This window comes from Ornatilinea apprima, from assembly GCF_001306115.1.
In the GTDB taxonomy this organism is placed as follows: Bacteria; Chloroflexota; Anaerolineae; order Anaerolineales; family Anaerolineaceae; genus Ornatilinea; species Ornatilinea apprima.
Map to the genome: position 1 here is coordinate 86,552 of NZ_LGCL01000041.1, position 22,676 is coordinate 109,227.

Consider the following 22,676-nt stretch of genomic DNA (forward strand, 5'->3'; position numbering starts at 1 on the left):
GGTTAGCCAATGCGCCCCAATACACTGATCGAGCGCCCTAATAACTCATCCTGATTCTGAACCATCTGCTGGGCTGCCTGGTAGCTGCGCAGAACCTCCACCATGTGAGTCATTAATCGCGTTGGGTTGGCGTTCGATGATTCCAGGTAGCCCTGCAGCACCACCCCGCCGTCTTCCGTGCCGGGCGCGGCGCTCGATTCAAAGTAATTGCCGGCTGTGCGGGTCAGCACAGCTCCCGGGTCTTCAAACACGGCGATGCCCAGGCTGCCGGCCTCTTCTCCGTTGACCGAGATCAATCCCTCGCGTGAGACCGAAACAATCCCCTGGTCAATCGTGATCGGCTGTCCATTGTCGCTCAGGTACGGAAAGCCGTCCACCGTTACCAACTGGCCTTCCGCGTCGCGCACCATGCGCCCGTCGCGAGTGTAGCGCTCGCCTTCAGGGGTTCGGATACGAAAGAAGCCAGTTCCTTCAATCGCCACATCCAGATCGTTGCCAGTGGCGTTCATCGCGCCCTGCGTAAAATCGATGGTATCTTCGGCCATTTCCACACCCAGGCCAAGCGAACCCAGGTGGCGCAGCGAAGGGCTGCCCACCACGCCCGGAGTGGTGTAGGCTTCTGTGGTCATAAAATCTTCCATCGAAGTCAAAATCTGTTTGAACCCGGGCGTGTCAATATTGGCCACGTTGTGCGAAAGCACTTCCTGCCGGTACATTCCTGAAAGCATGGCCGATGCGGCCGCATAAAAGCCCTTGATCATGCGCTCACCTCATACTTTCCATAAGCCATCTGGCGCTGCACGCTGACCACCAGGCGCACTTCCTGGCGCGTCATGCCCAGCTGCCGGGCAATATCCAGGTCGCTCATTCCACCAGAAGCCATCGCCCGCACCATCTGGTTGCGCTCACCGATTTGCATGCTGGATGCCTGATGAGAACCGCCGTTCTGGCTCAAATTCAACAGGGTTTTGAAATCCTTTTGTCCCATCATGCCGCTCTGGCTGGGAGCCGCCACGCGGTTCTCCCGCGCGGTGGTAACCGCCTTTTGCAGGTTTTGTTCCACCGGCGCGAAGCGGCTGGCCTGTGCCTGGCGCCCGCTGCGCAAAGCGGTTTCGCGGGCCAGTTGGATCAAATTCAACGTATCGTTCAGCAATCCAGAGGTTATTTTTGTCATGGCACTTTACTCTTCTATGCTTTCTGGCATTATTTATAAATGGAATGGTGTTCAATAATATTTGACTTGGATTTGGCTGCCGCCAGCGAGGCCGCGGCCGGTTTATCTTTTGCTTCCGCTTTTTTGCGCCGGCCCAAATTCACCGGCTGGTCGCTCATAATCGCTTTCAAATTCATCACCGCGCGAGACTGCAATTGAGAAACACGCGATTCAGATACTTCCAGCACTTCGCCAATCTCTTTCAGGGTCAGTTCTTCAAAGTAATACAGCGAGAGGATCAATTTATCCCGTTCGGGCAGCTGCTCCAGCGCTTCAATCAACCGCGCTTTCTGGTCGCGGTCCAGCGTAATCTCCGAGGGGTCCTCCTGGCGCTCATCGGCCAGTGTGTCATACAGATTCACGCCGTCTTCCAGGTAATCATCCGCAAGCGCGTCCAGCGACACAATCACCCGGCTGGCCTCTGCCAGCGCTTGCTGGACTTTTTCCAGGTCTTCTCCCAGGAATTTGGCGATTTCTTCCTCGGTCGGAATGCGGTCGAACTCGCCGGTGAGCTGCGTGATCGCCTTCTGAATATTGCGGGAGCGCTGGCGCACCGAGCGAGAAACCCAATCTTGCGAGCGCAGGTAATCCAGCACTTTTCCACGAATTTTGATCGTGGCATAGGTGCTGAACTGCGTTCCAAAAGAGAGGTCAAACCGGTCAAAGGCCTCAATCAAGCCCATCAGCCCCTGGTGCACCAGATCTTCAAAGTCGTTGCGGGTGGCTTCTGAAAGACCCAATCGCCCCAGCACAAAACGCACCAGCGGAACATGATTGAGGATCAATGCCTCGCGCAGCTCTGGTGACCGCGAGGAGAAATATTCAGCAAACAGGTCGGCTTCATTTATATTTTGCTGCATGATTCACTCACGCTTCTTTCCCAATGGTGGTCTGCGCAGTCTCAGAGCTGTCTTCTTCAATCGCCAGCGGTTTCAACGCCGCATCCAGCGAATCGCGCAGGTACATCCAGGAAATAAAGTAAAAAACGAACCCTAACAATAAAACGGTAACCGCTACACGGAGCATGATCATCAACGGATCAACGCCGTGAAATAGCGAAACGCCAAACACCGTTACACCCATCACCAAAACCACCATCTTTGAAACGCTCAACACCAGCTCGGCGCTGCGCGGCAGGCGCACACCGCCTTGCGGCATGGCCGCTTTGGCTTTCTTTTCTTTTTTGGGCTTTGCCTCTTTCGGCTGCTTTACAGCTTCCGCTTTCGGCTGAGCAGGTTTCTTTTCTTTCGCCATTACCGGATCCCCTTTCCAAACAACGCACCCACTAATTTATCCACATCACCAGGCAGTAAATTACCCACCGCCTGATGTCCATTGGTGTAAAAGTAAATCGGAAGCTGGCTGCGCCAGGCCAAATTGTAGGCGTCGCCAAAGGTATAGGTCTCGTCCGCTTTGGTGATCATCAGCCCGCGGATACGAAACGGCCCATAGCTGGCCACAAACTGCGCCAGGTCTGACTCTTTCGTGGTCGCCGCGGCCACCAAAAAGAGCGACTGCCCCGGCAGTTCCGATAGAAAACCGCCAATTTCCGCCACTTCGTCCTCATCAAACGGGTTGGAGCCGGGCATATCCACCAGAACCAGGTCCGCGTTTTGCTCTTCTTTGAGCACTTCGCGCAGGTCTTCGGGGGTATATACCGTGCGCAGCCGCACTCCAATCGCGTCGGTGTAGGTGCGCGCCTCAGAGATGCCCGCCGTGCGGAAGGTGTCTGCGCTCACCCACACCACCTGTTTTCCCATTGTCAGCGAATAATGAGAGGCCAGCTTGGCGCACAGACTGGTTTTTCCTGAGCCGCTGGTGCCGATCATGCACATCACCCGGCTGGGCGGCTGCAGCATGATCTGGTTCTGCGATTTGATACCCGCCTCCAACTGGCGCTGCAGGAAGCTCAGCAACCGGTCGGGGTTATTCAGCACCTGCGGGTTTACCACCTGCACCGTGTTCATGATCAATTTACGAATCAGAGAGCGGTCCAAACCCTGGGCGGTGAGCTGCTTCTTCAAGCGCGCCAGCGCCGGTGGAATTTGACTGTCTTCTTTCAAGGGCGCGCCGATCAGATCTTCCGCTTCCGGTTTGATCGCGCGCACCTCAAACTCCGGCAGCTGCGGATGCGGCTCGGCCAGCGGATTGGTGGGCGAGTCCTTTCCGGCCTGCACGGGGGTCTGAATCACGCCGTTCTTCTGCAGCGCGCTGAGAATGCGCTCCACTGCGTCATCGGCCAGCTGGTTGTTGTTATCCGCCTGTTTACCGCTCACGCTGCGCATCGGGGCGTCATCGTTGTGCCCGTTGACAAAATCCAACCGAGAGGCTGCCACCACTTCGCATGCCGGTTTACGCCAGGCCTGCCACAAGGGACCGCTCGGCACTTCGCGCATCGAAAGCACGATCGCGTCGGTGCCTAAATCGCGCTGAACTTGCTGCAGCGCTTCTAGCATGGTGGGGGCCCGGTACGTTTTTGCCGTCATTTCAACCTGTCCTGCGATTAATCAACCAATACCATTCCGTGAGCCTTCACCCGCGTGTTGGAGCTGACTTCGGAATACGCCATCACAATCAAATTGGGCAGCGACCTGGAAACCAGGTTATGGAACGCCAGCCGCAGCTCACGAGAGCACAACAAAATCGGGATGAAACCCATGGAGGCCAGTTTTTCCATCATCTCGCCGGTGCGGGCGATCACCTTCTGGGCGAAGGCCGCGTCAATCTGGAAGCCAATGCCGCCTTCCGATTGGCTCAAGCCATTGCGCAGTTCGGCTTCCACCTGGGGAGAGAGCGTGAACACATGCAGCGTGCCGCCGTCATCGCGGAACTGGCTGGAAAGCGTGTGCGCCAGCGATTGGCGAACCGCTTCGGCCAGGATGTGCGGGTCGCGAGTCATGCCCGCGTTGTTGGCTAACACTTCCAGAATGCCCACCATATCGCGGATCGGAACGCGCTCATCCAGCAGGCTGCGCAGCACCGACTGCAGATCTCCCAGTGAAAGCAGATCTGGGATCACCCCATCCACGGCGGCAGGGCTCTTGCTGCGAATCTGGTTGATCATCTCCTGCACCATCTGGCGGCTGAGCAGATCGGAAGAATGACCGCGCACCACCTCGGTGAAATGCGTGCTCAGCACCGACAGCGGGTTGACCACCGTGTAACCCATCAGTTCCGCTCTGCCGCGCTCCGACTCCGAGACCCAGATCGCCGGCAGGCCAAAGGCCGGTTCGGTGGTCTGCACGCCCGGCAAATTTTCGTCCACATCCGAACCAGGGATAGCCAGCACCCGGTCAAGCATCAGCTCGCCGCGCGCCACTTCCTGCCCGCGGATCTTGATGCGGTAGGTCTGCGGCGGCAGGCGCAAATTGTCGCGGATGCGCACCACCGGCAACACCAGTCCCAGCTCCTGCATTACCTGGCGGCGAATACCGGTTACCCGCCGCAGCAGGTTATCGGCCTGCTCGTCATCAATCAGAGGGATCAGGCTGTAACCAATTTCCATCTCAACCGGGTCTACCACCACCATTTTCAGCATGTCTTCGGGTGACTCCGGTTCTTCCGCTTCACTCACCAGCGCGGCTTCGCTAGCCTGCACATCCAGGGCTTCGGCTTTTTCACTGTCTTTCAACTTTTGCACGAAGAAAGCCGCCACACCCATTCCGCTGCCCACCAACAGAAACGGTGCCTTCGGAATGCCAGGGATGAGCGACATCACCGCGACCATGACGGCCGCAACGGCAAGCATATTGAAATTGCCCACCTGTTTGAACAGGTCGGTGCCCAGCGAGTTGTCGCTGGTAGAGCGGGTTACCACCAGGCCAGAGGCAGCCGAAACCAGCAGCGCGGGAATTTGCACCGCCAGCCCCGCGCCCACTGTCAGCAGGGTGTAGGTTTGCAGCGCCTGGGTAAATTCCATCCCGTTCTGCACAATTCCAATCAAAAAACCGCCGATGATGTTAACCACCATAATGATGATGGCTGCCACAGCGTCGTTCTTCACAAATTTACTGGAGCCATCCATCGCGCCGTAGAAGTCCGCTTCTGTCTCAATCTCACGGCGGCGTTTGCGCGCTGTTTGCTCATCAATCAGGCCGGCATTCAAATCCGCGTCAATGGAAAGCTGCTTGCCGGGCATCGCGTCCAGCGTGAAGCGCGCCGAAACTTCTGCCACGCGCCCGGCGCCGTTGTTGATCACCACAAACTGGATGATCATCAGGATCAAGAAGATGACGATACCCACCACGTAATTTCCGCCCACCATCAGGCTGCCAAACGTATCCACAACCTTGCCCGCCGAGCCGTTGAGTAAAATCAGTCGGCTGGTGGCGATGTTAATACCCAGGCGGTAAAGCGTTACCAGCAGCAGCACCGTGGGGAAGACCGAAAACTCCAGCGGTTGGGTGATGAACATGGTCAACAGCACAATGCCGATTGAAATGGCAATGTTCAGCGCGATCAACAAATCCAGCACAAACGATGGCAGCGGCAGGAGCATCAAGCTCACAATCACCACCAGCGACAGCGCCATGACCATATCTTTGGAACGGGCCAGAATCTTCAGGTTATTCAGGGGAGCCGTAAACTGATTAGTCGCCATAATTCCTTGTCTTTACTCTCTACTCGTGGTTATTTCATTCCAACGGGCTGGCCGCCGCGTTTTTTCAGGTTGAATACGTAGGCCAGCACTTCGGCAACCGCCACATAAAATTCCTGTGGGATCTCCCGGTCAATTTCCACCTCGCGGAACATCGCCCGTGCCAGAGGTTGGTTTTGGATCACCGGAATGTTGTTTGCTTTCGCTATTTCCACAATCTTCTGAGCCACTTCAAACGCGCCTTTGGCCAGCACTTTGGGGGCGTTCATCCGCCCGCCGTCATATTGAATGGCAATCGCGTAATGCGTAGGGTTGGTAATGATCACATTGGCTTTGGGTACATTCGCCATCATGCGCGTCTGGGCAATCCGCCGCTGCTGCTGGCGAATGCGGCCGCGCAGCATCGGGTCGCCTTCGGTACGTTTGAACTCTTCCTTGAGTTCCTGTTTGGACATGCGCATCGAGCGCATAAACTCCCAGCGCTGGTAGGCGTAATCGGCAACTGCCAATATGATGTAGGCGGTGCCTACGCGGAACGCCAGTGAAAGCGATAATTCCACATAATTGCTCAGCGCCGAAGGCAGGTCCATCTGATTCAGCACCAGCAGGTCTTCAATCCGGCTGCGCAGAAATGAATAAGCCACCCAACTCACCAGCACCAGCTTGAGCAGTGCTTTGAACATTTCCACCACGCCCTGTGCGGAGAAAATCCGTTTAAACCCCTGCAGCGGATTTACCCGCTTGAAGTCGAAGCCAATCTTCTTCTGCGCCCACATCAGGCCGGTCTGCGCCAGCGTAACCGACACACCCACCAGCATCAGCACCAGCAGCATGCCCACCAGCGGCGGCAGGATCCGCAAAGCCTCATCCACAAACCAGTCTCGCACCCAACCAATCGAAACCTCGGCGGTGGGCATAATGGTGATCGCGTCGCTCATCAGGCTCTGCATCGCGTTCGACAGGCCGCTGCCAAAAGCCGAGAGCAGGAACGCCCCCGTCAGCAAAATGGCGGCGGAATTCAACTCTACACTGCGAGCAACACGGCCTTCTTGCTTGGCCTCTCGCAGGCGTTGTGGGGTAGGGGCCTCCGTCCGTTCCGACATTCCTTATCCCTCTCCTGCCAGTAAAGTCAGCATGCGCGGGGCTATCTGCTGGAACAGGTCTTCCAGCAAAGGAATAAAAGCCACCAGCGCCACCGACAAAACCAATAAACCCACACCAATTTTTAGCGGCATGCCCAGGAAGAATACCTGAATCTGCGGCGCGACCCGCGCCAGCAGACCCAACACCAAATCCGTGAGCAAGAGCGCGCCCATCACCGGCAAGGCCATGCGAATGCCGGCCACAATCAAACCGGTCGTCATGCCAATAATCACATCCGGTTTCAGCACCGGCAAAGTGCTGGCCACCGGCATCACTTCAAACGTCTTTTGCAGCCCCACCAAAAACATGTGGTGACCGTTCATCACCAGGAAAATGAGGATGGAAAAGGTGTAAAACAACGCATCCATCGGTGAGCCCGACTCGCCCATCGCCGGGTTCAACACCCGCCCCGAGCCGAAACCCGACCCCAGGCCCATCGTCTCGCCAGCCATCTGAATGGCGCCAAAGGTGATCGCGGCGGCGTAACCGGCCACCGTCCCCACCAGAATTTCGCGGCCAATCGCCAGGGCAAAGGGGAAAAGCGTCATTCCCGGGTCGCTGGCGGCCGCCTGCGACTGCCAGGGAACCAGCACCACCGCCAGGGTAATTCCAAACGCAAGCCGCACCTGGTTGGGGATGGTATTGCCCCCCAGCACCGGCACGTGAATAATGGTCGCCAAAACGCGGGTGACCACGAGGAAAAACATTTGCGCTTGCAGAACAGAAATTAACATAAAAGGTTCCCTGGTAAGCTCTATACCAAGGATACTGGAAGGGTATTTTTATGTCAGTAAAGAGGGGGTGAAGGCCATCTAAAGATGGCGTAAAAAAGGATGAGGGGAATGCTAAAGTTTCAAAGACTTCTGCCGATAACCTGTTCTTTGATTATCTTCCGCACCCGTTCAACAAATACGTCGGTATTGACCGGTTTCACCAGAAAATCGTCCACGCCAATCTGGGCAATTTGCCGGACCACCACCGGGTACCCCAGCGATGACAGCACCATAATCCGCGGCCGGCGGGGAATTTCCAGCTTTTTTACCTGTTCCACCAGGTGCAAGCCGTTCACGCCGGGCAAAAAGAGGTCGATAATCACCATTAACGGCCGGTTCTTTTGAATAAACGGGATCACCTCTTCGCCCTCGGCGAGATGGTGAACCTGCAAATTCTCAATCCGGTTGAGCGCCAGTTTTAATAGCGCGCTCTGGGTTGGGTTGGCCTCTACCAGCAATACCGGCAGTTTTGTCTCAGCATTCATGCTGATATTATATTCTGGATTGCGAGCGGCTGGCGCTTAAATACTCGCCCACCCGCTTGCGTAGCTGCTCCAGCGTGTCTTCGCTCAGGCGCAAAATATTGTACGATTCAGGGTGAATTTCGTTAACGAACAGTTCTTTATTGGTAACACCGACCTGCGCGCTCAACGCGTTAGCCACATTGACAATCGCGGGCAGCTCAGGACGGGTGCGCGCCAGCGAAGGCGCATGGTGGCAGCGGATCGCGTCGATCAGCACCACCGGGTAGTTCCACTTTTCGGCCATCAGCCCGCCCACGGCCGCGTGGTCAATCCCCAATAACTGCTCTTCCACCTGCCACAGACGCAAGTTATAGCGTTGCATCAGGTCAATCATTTTTGAGTAATCCAGCACAATGTACTGGTCCAGCAGCAGCTTGCCAATGTCGTGCAGCAGACCGGCCAGGTAGGCTTCATCCGGGTCGCCATAGCCCACTGCCTGGGCCAGCCACTGCGCGGTAACCGCCGTAGAAATGGCGTGATTCCACAAATCGCCCGCCCCAATGCGGTACCCCGAAAGATTGCGGGAAAGCGGCCCCTCGGCCACAATGCTCATAATCAGATTCTTGAGGCGCTTAAACCCCAGCCGCATCACCGCCTCGTTAATCGAGGTGCAGTTAACGGTAAATCCCATCGCTGCCGAGTTGGCCATTTGCAGCACCGAAGCCGCCAGCGCCTGATCTAACGCGATCAATTCGGCAACGTAGCCGGCGGTGATCATAGGGTCTTCCATCGCCCGCAGCGTGCGGTTGACACTGGTCGGCATTGGCCATAACCGGTCAACGCGGGAAAGAATCTGGTCAATTTTTCTTGGCAGCATAATCTTGCCTCTTCAATGCTAGGGAACCAGGGTGGGCAGGCTTTCAAATAATCCAGAGGTAAAGGTTACCAGTTGTTGCAGCATCCAGGAACCCAACAGAAGCAATACCAGGACGATGCCGATCATTTTCGGAATAAATGTGAGGGTTACTTCGTTAATTTGTGTGGCTGCTTGAATGAGGCTGATTACACTACCCACCAGCAGACTCACCAACAAAATCGGCGCGGCCAACAAAAGAGCCACCGTGATGGCATTCTGCGCCAGCGAAAGAACAAATGTCTCGGTCATTGCACGCCTCTTCCTACATGAAACTGAGAGCCAGACTGCGCGTAATTAAGAACCAGCCATCGACCAGCACAAATAGCATGAGTTTGAAGGGCAAAGCAATCAGCGACGGTGGCAGCATCATCATACCCATTGAGAGCAGCACGCTGGAAATCACCAGGTCAATGATCAGGAAGGGAATGTAAATGATAAATCCCATTGTGAAGGCGGTGCGCAGCTCGCTGATCACAAATGCCGGGAACAATGATACCGTGGGGATATCCGCCAGCGTTTGCGGTTGAGGCTGCCCGCCCATTTGCAGGAACAAGGCAATATCTTTTTCGCGTGTCTGCTTGAACATGAACTCCCGCAGCGGATCAGCCGCCCGCTTCAAGGCCTCTTCCTGAGTGATCTGGCTGTCCAGGTACGGCTGCAGTGCGTTCTGGTTAATTTTATCGTATGTTGGCGTCATGATGAAGAAAGTCAGCACCAATGACAGGCCGATCACCACCTGGTTGGGCGGAATGGTAGGTGTGCCAATGGCGTTTCTCACCATGGAAAGCACAATCACAATCCGGGTGAACGATGTTGCCAGGATCAAGATCGAAGGGGCAATCGTTAATACGGTCAGCAGCACCAGCAGTTGAACGCCCTGCGCCACTTTTTCCGGTTCGCCGGCCGGGTCAACCGTCAGTGTAACGCCCGGAGCAGTCAGCTCTGGCGTGCCGGCGCAGCCCGCCAGCAGCAACGCGGCCAGTCCAATCAATCCCAACATGAGCAATTTTTGTTTCTTCATGGACTTAGCCCTGCCCTTTTGAAACCGGCTCAAACTGATCCAGGCTGACCTGGAAGTATTCGCTGAACTCCGCGGCGCTTTGCCCGACCGGTTCGGCGGCCATCTCGGGCGTAATTTCCTTCAGCAGCTGCACATTGTGGTCGGTCGCGCCGATCAATAAAACCTGCCCGCCAACCCGCACCAGATGCAGGGCGCGGTTGGGAGAAAGGTTCAGCGTTTCCTCAACGCTCATCTTCCGTTCGGCAGGACGCCAGACAGCCCCTTTTCCCATCCACTTGCGTGCCGCCAGCGCCGAAACGCCGATCAACGCCACCACAACCCCCAGCTTCAAGAAAACATCCAGCGCCAGGCCAGCTGTGCTGCTGGTGCGGGTTACCTCTTCCTGGGTAAAGGAATAGGTCGCCTCGCCTGAATTTTTCAACAGTACGCCCACAAACACCGACGCGACCAGGGCAATCATCGCCAGCCACAGACCAATTTTTTGCGTTCGGCCGCCGCGCAGGGGTTGTTTCAGCAAATCAAAAATTTTCTGCATTCCACCCAATCCTTACTCGCTTTTGGGCTTGGAGGTAACTAATTCTGTAATGCGCACCGCGAATTTATCGTCAACCACCACCACCTCACCGCGGGCGATCAGACGGTCGTTGATGAACACATCAATCGGGTCACCGGCCATGCGGTCAAGTTCAATCACCGATCCGCTTTGCAGCTCCAACGCCTGCTGAAGCAGCATTTTGGTTCGTCCCAATTCAACGGTAATAAACAACGGCACATCCATCAGCATATCGATGTTCGCCATGGATACGCCCATCGCCGCTGCCGACAGACCTTCGTCCATCATTCCATTTCCATTATTGGACATTTCGTCATTCATCATATCCATCATCATTCACCTGGTTAATCGTAGTCGGATTATTCTTCGTCACGCGCAACCGAATGCACTTTCGCCACCAGCCGATTGTTCGCCTTACCAATCCGCACATTGAATAATGTCTGGTTGGCAATTTGCATTTTGAAAAGCTGTTCCACGCCCGTGTCTAAACGGATCACATCGCCCACGCTGAGCTCAAGCACTTCGCGCACCGTCAAATTGGCAGAGCCCATAATCACTTTCACCGGCAGTTTGACGTTGCTGAGCGATTTCATCGCGTTTTCGCGCACCGCGGGATCTTGTGTTTGTTCCTTGCGCCCCGAAATCCACACATGCGGATTCAGCTCATTGGCGATCGGCTTGAGCGTGCGGAAAGGAATAAAAACGCTCATCGTTCCAGTAGTTTCCATCAAGGTCAGCTCAAAGGTCAGCAGCATCACTCTTTCGGTACCCATCATCATTTGCACCCAGTTTGAGTTGACCGTGCTGTCTTCCAGCGCCGGTTCAATCGAAGCGACCTTGCTCCACGCCCCTTTCAGGTCGTTCAGCATGTGCTCCACCAGGCCGCGCAGCAAAGACTGGTCAATGTCAGTCAGATCGCGTTCCTGCACCTGGCCTTCAATCCGTCCGCCCAGACGCTGTTCCAAAATCATCAGACTCACATTTGGGCTGATGGTCAGCACAATCTGGCCGGGCAGCGGCGCCAGCGTAATCATGTGAAACAGCGTGCCGGCCCCAGAATCCTTCAAGAAATCATGAAAGCGTCCTTGCTCGGTATGCACCAGGCGCGGGCGCAAATTGAAGCGCAGAAAAGTAGGTAAAGAGGTGGTCAGCCGCTCCGCCAGATCTTCGTGCACCAGCTCCACGGCGCGCATCTGCTCTTTCGAGAAACGGTTGGGCGACCAGAAGTTGTACGGCTGAACCTTTTTACCTTCTTTGGTCTTAGCCGATTTGCCCACCGCGCCCGGCTCTGAACCGATCAGCTCGGCCAGATTGACGCGTTCTTCGCCCTCATTTCCCTCTATTTCTATCGCGCCGCTCAGCAGCGCATCAATTTCTTGTTGGCTCAGCATATTCGGCCAATCCTGTCTTTACCTGAATGAATTACTCGACCACAAACTCAGTGAAATAGACCGCGATCACGGTGTAGCCCGGCAGCGCCTGGTTGATCCGATCACGGATTTCATTCCGCAGGCCTTCTTTTCCCTCAGCCGTGTACAACTGCTCAAACGACTTGCTGGAAAGCAGGGTAATGATATTGTCGTCAATCACCGGCAGTTTGGCCGTAATCTCGGTGGTAAATTCGGTAATCGGGTCTGTCGCGGTTTCTTCGCCGCCGTGCGCCCCGCCAGACTCCTCGGCTTCAGGGTCTACCGCGGGAGGGTTGAACTCCAACACCACCGCCACACGGATGTATTTTCTTCCCGAGGGATCGGTAAGGTTGATAATCTTGGTGCCGGTATTGATCATCACCCCCGAACCGGGCTGCGCCAGCACAGGCTCCACCACGGCTTGCGCAACTGTCCCGCTGGAATGCTCACTGGCAGGCAGCAATGTGCCCGACTCAGCAGTCGGATACAAATATTGCAGATAAAACGGTTTGGGGTAATCGTCTGGCGCGAACATAATATAGGCTGTCGCCATGCTAAAAGCCGCCGTAATCAGCAGCACCAGCACCGCCAGTATTTTGAGAACTAATGAAAGAATATTTGAAACTTTTTCCATAGCTTCAGGCTCCCTCTACTTCCTTCCAACCACCCCTGCCTTACTCGGCTGCAGCGCTGGAGGTGTCAAGATGATTGGTGTCTAACCCCACATGGTTAGAGGCCACGCGGTAAATAATGACAATATCGGCCCGGCTGTTCAAAGCGCGGTGCTGTTCGCTGTCGTTGGGAAAGATCGGTTCGTATTCACCCCGCCCCGAGATGGTGATGCGGGTGGGGGCAATCCCTTTGGAGATCATATATTCGGCAATCACGGATGCCCGTCCGGTGGAAAGCTCCCAATTGTTGTGAAAACGCGGATCGGTGGGAGGTGTATTATCCGTGTGCCCCACTACCCTTACCTGGTTTTCAATCGGCCGCACCATTTCCACAATCGTATCCAACACCGGGTACGCGTCGGCCTGCAGCTGCGCCGTGCCAGGGTCAAAAATCAGCTTCTCGCTCAACGAAATCAGCACGCCTTCCACATTGGTTTGCACGCTCACTTCGCCGCCCAGGTTCTGGCTGGCCAGCATATAGGTCAATTCGCCAGCCACTTCTTCCGACTGGGGCGGCCGCATGGGAATACCGGGAATGACAATCGGGTTGGGCTTGCCATCTTCCATCGATCCGCCCGAGCTGTTAATTCCAGCATCAATCACCTGCGCCGGTCCGCCCAGCGAAAACGCCGCCCGCATGCTTTCGGCCAGCTGCTTGTATTTTTCCACGTCCACCTGGCCCATCGAATAGAGCACTACGAACAACACCATCAGCAGTGTAATGAAGTCAGCATAGCTGACCAGCCACCGCTCATCGTGCCCGGCATGTTCTTCTTCGTGCAAGCCGCCTTGGGAATCACTCATAACTCTTACGCCTTTTCAGGTGCCGCGCTTTCGGCTTTTGCTAATACTGCCGGCGGCAGATAAGACCCTAACTTCTCGCGGATAATGCGCGGGTTTTCTCCGGCCTGAATAGCCAGAATGCCCTCCATCAGCATCACCCGGTAATTCACCTCTGCCGTGCTTTTGGCCTTCAGTTTTCCACCCATCGGCAGGTAGATGAGATTGGCCATCAGCAGACCCCACAGGGTCGCCAGGAACGCGCCCGCGATGGAAGTGGCCAGCTTATTCGGATCATCCAACTGTTTCAATACCGAGATCAGGCCCATAACCGTACCGATAATACCGAAGGTGGGGGCAAACGCACCCGCTGCCGCGAACATTTCGTAGCCGGCTTTGTGGCGGTTCTTCATCTGGGTGATATTGGCCATGAGAATGGCTTTCACCTGAGAAGGATCCACACCGTCCACCACCATCATAATTCCACGCTTCAAGAAGGCATCGTCTATTTTCTTGCTTTCCTCTTCCAACGCCAACAGGCCGTCGCGCCGGGCTTTATCGGCCATCGACGCGATCCGCTCAATCGCGCCCTGAATATCAAATTTTTCATCCTTGGCCGAAATCATCAGCATCTTGGGAATGCGCAGCATCACTTCCAGCGGAGAGGCCACCGTGGTCGCCATCAACGAACCACCCACGATCAGAATGATCGCCGAGGGGTGCGCAAAGAGCTCGGCCGGTGAACCACCGTCCATAATCAACACAATCACCAGAATAACCAGCGCTAATATCAAACCAACAATCGTAGAGAGATCCATCGTTTCTTTGCTCCCAGGTTACTTTTGTGTCAATCCAAAGAATCTATGCCAGAAAAAGGCGCGCGCACCTTGCGGCGGTATTCCACCACCCGTTCCACAATTATCTCCGGCGCTTCTTTTACAACCAGCTTCATATCATCCACCAACGTGATCACCGTGTCTGGCGTTGATTCAATCGTCCGGATTAATTCGGCATTGATATAAAATTTTGTGCCATTCAACCGTGTAACCAGTATCACGCAGTGCTCCTCTTCAAATCAGGTCCGGGATGATCCGACAGCATCAATTTAACATAAGCGCCCGCAATAGGATGTAAATTTGCCGTGAAAGCAGAGTTAAACGCGGCTAAAAAAACACTTCAGCGTCCACGCGCGTTTCCCTGTACAGCCCAACCCCTCAATCTTGCAAATTTGACCAACTTGGGCTATTATTACCACTCGTTAGAGATGAAACTGGGTTCTTAACTAATGAAGCACGGGGGGCGTGGGCGAAGCTCCAATCGCGAATCCGCGGGGTCAAACCAGCACACCAGCCTTTGAACCATTCACTGCCTTACAACACATACCCTGGTTAGCGCCTGCCGCCCAGCTTCGCGTGTAAAAAAACCATTAAGACAGGTAATGGCAATGCAATTTTGACAATTGCCTCAAAAATCACTCTGACAATCAAAAAATATGCTTTAATAATGGTAACGTTTGCTATTGTCGGTAACTGGTCTTGCGCATGAGCCATTCTTATCAAATCCTCGTCCTTGATGACGACCGCAGCCTTGCCAGCCTCATCAAAGCCTACCTGGAGAACACCATCCAGGCCGGGGTGGAATTAACCCATTCCGTTGACCATTTCTGGCTCGCGCAGCAATCCAACCGTTACGATCTCTTCCTTTTAGACTACCGCTTGCCCAATACCACCGGCATTGAAGTGCTGGATGAGATCAAAAAACGCGACATCACCACTCCCGTGATCATGATGACCGGTGAGGGTTCCGAACAGATTGCCGTCCAGGCCATTCAGAGCGGGGCAATGGACTACCTGGTCAAAGGCAACGACCTGCTCAACCGCCTGCCAGACGCGATTAAAAAAGTGCTGCAAATGCACGACCTGCAGCAGGCCTACGACAGCTCGATGGACCAAATCAAGTATCAAGCCCTGCTGCTCAGCAATATCCGCGAAGCGGTGGTCGTTTGGGACACAGACGGAAGAATCACCTTCTGGAATATTGCCGCCTACAAATTGTTTGGCTACAAACCTAATGAGCGCATCGGCGCAAACGCCTATGAGCATTACATCAACCAGTTCCTACCGCCCGTCATTTTACCCAAAGCCGAAGACACCAGCGGTTTTGAAATTCAGCGCCGCTACATTCACCCCGATGGCAGCAACTGCTGGGTCAGCTCTCGCACCACCCCCCTGGTAGATGAAAAAGACCCGCGCAAAATCATCGGCTACATCGATATTTCGCACGACATCACTCGCCTTAAACGCGAAGAAAAAGCGCTGAAAGAAAACAAACACTTCATCCAGCGCATTCTCGACACCACCCCCTTCCCCATTTTTATTTTCGACCTGAAAGAAAAACGCCTTACGTTTGTCAATCATGCCACGGAAAAATATTTGCAGTATTCCCCCGAAGAGCTGCTAAATCAGGGCAGGCACTTGTTAAAACAACTGCTGCACCCGCGCCACACCGAGCGCGGCGCCATCCATGAACGGTATGCAAACCTGGCCGATGGACAGATCATTCAAAACGAATACCAGATTCAAGACCGCGGTCACCAGTGGCACTCTTTCCTCAGCCATGAGGCCGTCTTCCAGCGCGACCTGGATGGCACACCCATACAGATTATTGGCGTCGCGGAAGACATTACTGACCGCAAGCAAGCCGAGCGCAATCTGCGTCACCGCGCCGCCATCGAAAGCCTGATTGCGTCTATCTCCACTGATCTGGTCAACCTTGAGTTTCCCCACATCCACGCCGGCATTCAGCGCAGCCTCAAAGCCGTTGGCGAATTTCTGCTCATGGATATGGGGTTTGTGCAAATCCTCAGCGACCAATCGACCAGCGCCACCAGCGCGTACCACTGGGCGCGTGAAGAAAATCACCGCCAGTCTCTATCTACCTGCCAGGCGGCCATCATCGCCTCACCCGACCTCATCGCCCGCCTGCGCAGCTCTCAAAGCGTGCAAATTTCTGCGGACAGCGAACCCAACCCCGACCTGCAAGATTTTGTTGACCGGCTGCGCGAAAGCGGAATCAAACAGATCAGCATCATTCCCATGCACTACAATGGCAAGCTGATCGGTTTCCTGGGGTTTGCCTCCCGCCAGTCTGCCCGCCAATGGGACGCGCAAGACCAAAACATGCTGCAAACCGTGGCCGATATTTTTGTCAACACCCTTATCCAGCTTTGGTCAGAAGAGCGCCTGCGAAAAAGCGAGGCGCTTTACCGCGCCATTGTCGATGACCACCAGACGGAGCTGATCAGCCGCTTTAACCCCGACACCACCCTCACCTTCGTCAACGACGCCTATTGCCGCTTCTTTGACAAAGGCAAGCATGATTTGCTTGGAAAGAGCTTTCTCTCGCTGATGCAGACACAAGACCGCCAGCAACTCCTGCGCGAATTGTATGACCTCACCCCTGCCACCCCGGTGCGCACCATTGAAACCAGGTTTACCCTGGCCGACCAATCAACCCGCTGGATCGAATGGTCTGACCGCGCCATCTTCTCTGAGAACAACGATCTGATCGAATTCCAGTCGGTAGGCCGCGACATTACCCAGCGCAAAGAAATGGAAGAGCGCATCGAAAGCGCGCGCGCCCAACTGGCACAAAACACGCGCCTGGCTTCGTTGGGAGAACTCGCCTCCGGCGTTGCTCACCTCATCAGCAACCCCCTCACCACGGTCATCGCCGAAGCCCAGTTGTTGAAACAAGAGATCGATCCATCTGACCCCCGCCTGGAGTCAGTAACCGCCATCGAACAGGCCGGCTGGCGCACCCAGCAAGTGGTGGACGAACTGCTGCACTTCTCGCAGCCCACCAGCGACCAGAATGAATGGGTCAACATTAACGAAACCATCCAGCGCGCCCTCACCCTGGTCAAAGGTAACCTGTCGAACATCGATGTGGAATTAAAAATCAACCTTGCTGAATCCTTGCCGAATTTGATTGGCAATGCCCGGCAGCTTCAAGACCTGTGGGTCAATTTACTCCTGCTGGCGCGTAATGCCAGCGCGGACGGAAAAGCGCACACCATCCAGATCACCACCTCCTCCGCCGAAAACGGAAAGGTTGTGATTGAATTATCGGATGACGGAAACATGATCCCGGAAGAGCAAATGAAAAATCTCTTTGAGCCTGTTTTATTACCGCCGGGGCTGGGCCGCGGTACGGGAATGGAATTAAGTATCTGTCGTGAAATTGTTCGCCAGCATAACGGTACAATTAAAGCCAGCAGTTCAGTGGCAGGAACCGTCTTCACGATTGAATTTACAGGGGAGGTAATCAGCCATGGAAAAAGCTAACGTTTTGATCATTGAAGATGATGATATTGTCGCGCGGACGATAGAGCGGCTGTTGCGCGGAGCCGAATTTCACACCTACGTCGCCGGAACGGGCGTAGACGGTCTGCAATTGGCCCGCCGCCGCGTTCCCGACCTGGTCATTCTGGACGTGATTATGCCCGGGATGAACGGGTATGAAGTTTGCCAGGAGATGCGCGCCGATCCGCTGCTCAAAGATGTACCTATTCTTTTCCTGACGGCCAAAGCCAAAGACGAAGACCGCATCTCTGGTTTTAAGGCCGGCGCCGACGATTACCTCAGCAAGCCGTTCAACATGGAAGAGCTGATCCTGCGTGTGCGCGCGATTTTGAAACGCGCCCGCGGAGCCCGCGCGGCTGAACCCGAAAATGACAAGAAACCCGCCGGCGGTTTTAGCGCGCTGCTCAATATCTTTGCCAAAAAAGAAGAGGAACCACCCGAACAACCGCCCAACACCATTTCTGCTTGCGGTTACATTTTAAACACCCAGACTTTTGAACTGGACACCCCCCATATCGGTAAAATCCGTCTCACCCCCGTCCAGTTCGACTTGCTCTATCACCTGATGTGCCACCCCAACGAAATCTTCTCTCCGGCTCGCCTGCTCGATGAGGTCTGGAACTATCCCAGCAACACGGGCAGCCCCGACCTGGTGCGTGTTCATATTAAAAATTTGCGCGAGCGGGTAGAAATAGATGCCAAGAATCCGAATTTTATTAAGACAGTATCAGGGTACGGCTATACCATTAGTACAGAAGAGGACTGATTGATTAATGGATACCTCCAAAAATGGTGGTTCAATAAACCTGATATCTTCACTTAACGCAACACTGTCAGATCTCATCGGTGAAAACATTTCTCAACAAGAAACCCTGCGCGCCTGTCTGCAGATGGTCTTAATTGGTGCCCGCCAAAAAAGCGGCGCCATCTTTATTCCTTCTCTCAACCCTGAAAAAGTGCCGCCGTGGATCACTTGCGACCTCTCGCCCGAATGGCAGCAAGACCTGGAAAACCCGGCTGGCTACCTCAACCAGGTAGCGCGTGGTGTGATCAATACCCGCGAACCCTCCGCGGGTCAGGGCGAATTTCACCTTGCCGGCGCGGTCCCCTTTACCATCCGCCCAGGTGTAGACGCGGCCATCCTCATCGAGGGGCCGGCCCGCACCGCAGAAGAATTAGCCGAATGGCAATCGCTGGCCGAGTTAACCAGCAAAATCATTCGCACCAAAAGCATTTATCAATCCTACCTGGAAGACATGACCCACCCCGCTCCGTCAATTCTGACTGCCGCACCTTCCCTTGAGACAGACAGTTTTTCCTACGACCTGCAGGCCTGCGCACTGCGCTGCATTACCAACACCATTCACGCTGAGAGCGCGCAGCTCGTTCTGATTGATTCGGCTAACCAGAATCTGGCCACTCGAAAAATAGTTACCCGCGAGAATCAGGTGCGGGTGCTCAACGAACTGGCACCCTACAAAGGTCTGGTTGCGAAATGCATTCAATCCGGCCGCATGCTGCAAATCAACAATCCCGGCCAGGAAGCCGATTTTGATTCTGAATATGATTCAATCGATGGGTCCCTTCCCAAAGCGCTGTTGTGCTTCCCATTGTTTGTCAGCAATCAGGTGCTGGGCGTGATTGAAATTATCAATCCCGAAGAAGCCAACCTGAATGCCTACGAAACCGGGCAGATGAAGTCGCTGGTAAAATCAGCTACCAGTTTCATTTTCAACAATCACCTTATCCAGCAGCTCAAAATCGCCAACGCCGACCTCGAAGCCAGCCGCTGGGAACTGCTGCACTCGCGCAACACTCTGCGCGCCCTGTTTGACAATATTCCTGACTCCATTTACATCGTTGACCAGAACTATAACCTCACCGCGGTCAATAAAAGCCGAGCGCAGCGCGCCAAAACCCCCCCGAACCTGTTGGTGGGGCGAAAGTGTTACAAGGCCTTGTTTAACCGCGAGTCGCCCTGCCAGATGTGCCTCATCCAGGAAACCCTGCAGACTGGCCGATATACCCAGCGCATTGCCAACCTGATCGAAGAAGGTGAGAACACCACCGAATGGGAAATCAGCACCTTCCCTATCCAATCGGGCAGCGGCCCCACCGAACAGGTGATTGTGGTTGAAGATGATGTTACCGAAAAGCGCCGAATGGAAGCCAACTTAATCCAGTCCGAAAAGCTGGCCTCTGTTGGACAGCTGGCCGCCGGCCTGGCCCATGAGATCAACAACCCTCTCACGGCCATCATCGCCAACGCACAGCTGCTGCGTATGGATCTTCCCGAGGCCAGCGATGACGTGCTGGAATCGGTTAACCTGATCGAACTGGCCAGCAAGCGCGCCTTGCAGGTGGTGCGCAATTTGCTCAGCTTTGCCCGCAAAGAGCATTATGATTTCCAGTCCATTCGCCTCAACGACACCATCAAAGACTCGATCGCCTTGCTTCAACATGAAATTGTGTCTCACAACATCACCTTTACCGCTGACCTGCAAGACGACATGCCCGACATCGTCGCCAGCCGCGACCATCTTCAGGGAGTGTGGACCAACATTATTAAAAATGCGATTGACGCGATGGAAAATTCACGCGGGCAGATCACCGTTACCTCGCGATTTGCGAACCGTGAATTCACGGTGACCATCCGCGATACCGGGAAAGGCATTCCCGAAAACCGCAAAAACGAAATCTTCGAGCCGTTTTACACCACCAAATCCTCCGGGCGCGGAACTGGCTTGGGGCTTTCGGTGGTGCACCGCATCATCAAACAGCACAACGGCTACATTCAAGTCGACAGCAAGGTTGGCGAAGGCACTCTGTTCACCATTCGCCTTCCCGAAAAACCCTGACCTTCCCTAAGGTTCTAAAACAACCCGAAAGCCCAGCGCGGGGGAGATGTAATCGGCCAGCACACCTTCGCGCGCCGCGCAGCGGGCCAGCTTGCGGCTATAGTACCATGCTCCGCCGCGCACCACAATTTTGTCGCTCCGCGCTGGCTGCTCGCGGCCATCATCCGAATCATACGGGTAGGGCTTGAGGGCGGTGCTGGTCCATTCCCAAACATTTCCAACCACGTCTGCGCAGCCGTACGGGCTGTCGCCGGCCGGTGAATAAACGCCCACTTCTGATGTGGCATTCTTGCCGCTCTCCAGGGTATTGCAGCGCCAGGGGTTAAACATGCCACCCCAGGGGTAGATGCGCCCGTCGGTTCCCCGCGCGGCCTTTTCCCACTCAGGTTCTGTGGGCAGGCGGTAGCGCTTGTTGGTGCGTTTGGAAACCCAGGCGCAGTATGCTTCGGCATCCGCTTTTGAGATGCCCGTAACCGGTAAATCGTCCGTTTCCATCTTAAAGTGAAAACCTACCCAATCGCGCGGCACGCGGTGGCCGGTTTCAAAGGTAAATTTGTAATATTCCACATTCGTAACAGGCGTGCGGCCAATCCAATAATCCGGCAGATTCAGGCGGTGTTGCGGCTGCTCAATCTGGAACATGTCCTTTTCATACCACTCCAGCGCCCAATCCTCTTTGCCCAGCAGTTCGCGGATTTGCCGCTCGCTGGTGCCCATAATAAACTCGCCAGCCGGAATCAGGATCATCTGCGGCAGCATGCCGGTGTCTTCCATCTGGTTGTTAAATTCGTCATCGAGTATAGGCTTGACCATATCCTGATTCCCTTTCCACTCCCGCAGATTCTAATACCTTCCAAAAGGTTGTCATTGTCCGGTCCAGGTTTTCTTCGGCGCCCTGGCTGATTCCATACACATATGGTCCCCACACCGAATCGCGCTGATAGATGTGAATATGATCAATCATATCCATTAAGATTCGCTCCCAACTACCGTTGGCATTATTTACCAGCCAGCCGTGCGGGCGAAGGTCAAAATTGTTCCCTGTTTCCGATCCAATCCAGGGAATTTTCAACGCCATATATTCCAGCGTGTTGATCCGCGCCAGGCTCTCAACGGCTACGTCAAACTGCGGCACCAGACCAATATCCACCCAGCCGAGCGGCCTGGGCCACACCAGGCTGCGGCTCTCATCCAAAAGGAACCGCTCGGTCAGCTCTTTGGGCCAGGCTTTAAAATCACCGCTGGCAGCGGCAAGCGGCATCCAGCGCACATTCGGCCGCGACTGGCTAACCCGCTCTAGCAAACCTGCCAGCCATTCTTCAGCCACCGGCTGGCCCCTCACTAAACCATGATGCCATCCCACCACTATACCATCATGTTCTACGCGGTTCATCGACATCAGGTTTTCAAGGTCAATATAGCTGGGAATGACATGGTAGCGGGTATGCCCGTTCCAGCGCAGCATACTGCTGGCAAACGGCAGGATCGCCCCATCCGACAGGCGCAGCGCGGTTTCAATCGCTTCGGTGCTGGTCCCATTAACCAGACAGTCGCAGTGCTGCCCGCCCGGTTGCGCTTGCGCTGTCCGTGACAGGTTGCTGCGGTCTTCCAGATCAATCAAAACCACCTTTCCCTGCGCTTTCCAATGCTGAATTGCCAGAGAAATTTCGTGCGACGGCTCCGCCTGAATCAGAATTAAATCTGCTTCCGCGCAAACATCCCGCACCGCTTCAGATTCCTGCAGAAAGTCGTTTAGGTTGATGCAGTAAACCGGATGATCTCCCCTGCGGTTGAGCACGCGGGCAAGGTGAATGAACCTCCATTCCATCCCTGGAGACGCGTCTTGCGGTGATACGTAAACAAATACCAGTTTCAAAGTCAGGATTCCTTTCCTGAGATATGCAACCCAGAGTT

Annotated in this window: 24 protein-coding genes; 3 read left to right on the plus strand and 21 right to left on the minus strand. The window is 54.9% G+C overall.

Annotated elements, in window-relative coordinates; all coding sequences use genetic code 11:
- Positions 1–2 precede the first annotated feature (2 nt).
- From ADN00_RS17320 to ADN00_RS17410, 19 genes are all read right to left on the minus strand, one after another.
- The gene (locus ADN00_RS17320) at positions 3–761 is read right to left on the minus strand and encodes a flagellar hook-basal body protein (RefSeq protein WP_075064274.1); all 759 of its coding nucleotides are present in this window, start codon (positions 759–761) and stop codon (positions 3–5) included.
- A complete protein-coding gene (locus ADN00_RS17325) occupies positions 758–1,174 on the minus strand; it encodes a DUF6115 domain-containing protein (RefSeq protein WP_075064275.1) in 417 nt (138 codons plus the stop codon). The genes ADN00_RS17320 and ADN00_RS17325 overlap by 4 nt, the downstream gene beginning before the upstream one ends.
- A 29-nt stretch (positions 1,175–1,203) precedes the next feature.
- Entirely contained in the window at positions 1,204–2,073 is an 870-nt protein-coding gene (locus ADN00_RS17330; protein WP_075064276.1) for a sigma-70 family RNA polymerase sigma factor, read from the minus strand.
- Between the two features lie 7 nt (positions 2,074–2,080).
- Positions 2,081–2,467, minus strand: a complete 387-nt coding sequence (locus ADN00_RS17335) for a hypothetical protein (protein ID WP_075064277.1) — start codon at positions 2,465–2,467, stop codon at positions 2,081–2,083.
- A complete protein-coding gene (locus ADN00_RS17340; protein ID WP_075064278.1) occupies positions 2,467–3,699 on the minus strand; it encodes a flagellar biosynthesis protein FlhF in 1,233 nt (410 codons plus the stop codon). Before ADN00_RS17340 ends, ADN00_RS17335 begins: the two co-directional genes overlap by 1 nt.
- A 17-nt stretch (positions 3,700–3,716) precedes the next feature.
- The gene (flhA, locus tag ADN00_RS17345) at positions 3,717–5,813 is read right to left on the minus strand and encodes a flagellar biosynthesis protein FlhA (RefSeq protein WP_075064279.1); all 2,097 of its coding nucleotides are present in this window, start codon (positions 5,811–5,813) and stop codon (positions 3,717–3,719) included.
- 29 nt (positions 5,814–5,842) lie between these two features.
- Positions 5,843–6,913 carry a flagellar biosynthesis protein FlhB gene (flhB, locus tag ADN00_RS17350; RefSeq protein WP_075064280.1) on the minus strand — a complete coding sequence of 357 codons (1,071 nt, stop codon included), beginning with the start codon at positions 6,911–6,913 and terminating at the stop codon, positions 5,843–5,845.
- A gap of 3 nt (positions 6,914–6,916) precedes the next feature.
- The gene (gene fliR, locus ADN00_RS17355; RefSeq protein WP_075064281.1) at positions 6,917–7,687 is read right to left on the minus strand and encodes a flagellar biosynthetic protein FliR; all 771 of its coding nucleotides are present in this window, start codon (positions 7,685–7,687) and stop codon (positions 6,917–6,919) included.
- A gap of 119 nt (positions 7,688–7,806) precedes the next feature.
- On the minus strand, positions 7,807–8,211 hold the full coding sequence (locus ADN00_RS17360) for a response regulator (protein ID WP_075064282.1): 405 nt from the start codon (positions 8,209–8,211) through the stop codon (positions 7,807–7,809).
- Positions 8,212–8,218: 7 nt separating this feature from the next.
- Positions 8,219–9,067 carry an HDOD domain-containing protein gene (locus ADN00_RS17365; RefSeq protein WP_075064283.1) on the minus strand — a complete coding sequence of 283 codons (849 nt, stop codon included), beginning with the start codon at positions 9,065–9,067 and terminating at the stop codon, positions 8,219–8,221.
- An 18-nt stretch (positions 9,068–9,085) separates the two neighbouring features.
- Complete coding sequence (gene fliQ, locus ADN00_RS17370) at positions 9,086–9,355, minus strand: flagellar biosynthesis protein FliQ (protein ID WP_075064284.1); 270 nt, start codon at positions 9,353–9,355, stop codon at positions 9,086–9,088.
- Between the two features lie 13 nt (positions 9,356–9,368).
- A complete protein-coding gene (gene fliP, locus ADN00_RS17375; RefSeq protein WP_075064285.1) occupies positions 9,369–10,127 on the minus strand; it encodes a flagellar type III secretion system pore protein FliP in 759 nt (252 codons plus the stop codon).
- A 4-nt stretch (positions 10,128–10,131) separates the two neighbouring features.
- The gene (locus ADN00_RS17380) at positions 10,132–10,662 is read right to left on the minus strand and encodes a FliO/MopB family protein (RefSeq protein WP_075064286.1); all 531 of its coding nucleotides are present in this window, start codon (positions 10,660–10,662) and stop codon (positions 10,132–10,134) included.
- Between the two features lie 12 nt (positions 10,663–10,674).
- Entirely contained in the window at positions 10,675–11,010 is a 336-nt protein-coding gene (fliN, locus tag ADN00_RS17385; protein ID WP_075064287.1) for a flagellar motor switch protein FliN, read from the minus strand.
- Positions 11,011–11,039: 29 nt separating this feature from the next.
- On the minus strand, positions 11,040–12,071 hold the full coding sequence (fliM, locus tag ADN00_RS17390) for a flagellar motor switch protein FliM (protein ID WP_075064288.1): 1,032 nt from the start codon (positions 12,069–12,071) through the stop codon (positions 11,040–11,042).
- A gap of 31 nt (positions 12,072–12,102) precedes the next feature.
- Entirely contained in the window at positions 12,103–12,723 is a 621-nt protein-coding gene (locus ADN00_RS17395) for a flagellar basal body-associated FliL family protein (RefSeq protein WP_075064289.1), read from the minus strand.
- Between the two features lie 40 nt (positions 12,724–12,763).
- Positions 12,764–13,564, minus strand: a complete 801-nt coding sequence (locus ADN00_RS17400) for a flagellar motor protein MotB (protein ID WP_075064290.1) — start codon at positions 13,562–13,564, stop codon at positions 12,764–12,766.
- A gap of 5 nt (positions 13,565–13,569) precedes the next feature.
- Positions 13,570–14,358: a motility protein A gene (locus ADN00_RS17405; protein WP_075064291.1), complete on the minus strand. Its 789-nt coding sequence runs from the start codon at positions 14,356–14,358 to the stop codon at positions 13,570–13,572.
- Between the two features lie 29 nt (positions 14,359–14,387).
- Positions 14,388–14,597 (minus strand): flagellar FlbD family protein, encoded by a 210-nt coding sequence (locus ADN00_RS17410; protein ID WP_075064292.1) that lies wholly within the window; start codon positions 14,595–14,597, stop codon positions 14,388–14,390.
- 484 nt (positions 14,598–15,081) lie between these two features.
- On the opposite strand from ADN00_RS17410, the gene ADN00_RS17415 reads away from it, so the two are divergent.
- From ADN00_RS17415 to ADN00_RS17425, 3 genes are read left to right on the plus strand one after another with little or no spacing between them, the layout of a single operon-like run.
- Entirely contained in the window at positions 15,082–17,886 is a 2,805-nt protein-coding gene (locus tag ADN00_RS17415) for a PAS domain S-box protein (protein WP_075064293.1), read from the plus strand.
- Positions 17,873–18,670 (plus strand): response regulator transcription factor, encoded by a 798-nt coding sequence (locus ADN00_RS17420; protein ID WP_075064294.1) that lies wholly within the window; start codon positions 17,873–17,875, stop codon positions 18,668–18,670. Before ADN00_RS17415 ends, ADN00_RS17420 begins: the two co-directional genes overlap by 14 nt.
- Positions 18,671–18,677: 7 nt before the next feature.
- Positions 18,678–20,762 carry an ATP-binding protein gene (locus ADN00_RS17425; RefSeq protein WP_075064295.1) on the plus strand — a complete coding sequence of 695 codons (2,085 nt, stop codon included), beginning with the start codon at positions 18,678–18,680 and terminating at the stop codon, positions 20,760–20,762.
- A gap of 6 nt (positions 20,763–20,768) precedes the next feature.
- On the opposite strand, the gene ADN00_RS17430 is transcribed toward ADN00_RS17425, so the two are convergent.
- Positions 20,769–21,575, minus strand: coding sequence for a formylglycine-generating enzyme family protein (locus tag ADN00_RS17430; RefSeq protein WP_082390354.1), 807 nt, complete (start codon positions 21,573–21,575; stop codon positions 20,769–20,771).
- Positions 21,553–22,638: a glycosyltransferase family protein gene (locus ADN00_RS17435; protein ID WP_075064296.1), complete on the minus strand. Its 1,086-nt coding sequence runs from the start codon at positions 22,636–22,638 to the stop codon at positions 21,553–21,555. Before ADN00_RS17435 ends, ADN00_RS17430 begins: the two co-directional genes overlap by 23 nt.
- Positions 22,639–22,676 lie beyond the last annotated feature (38 nt).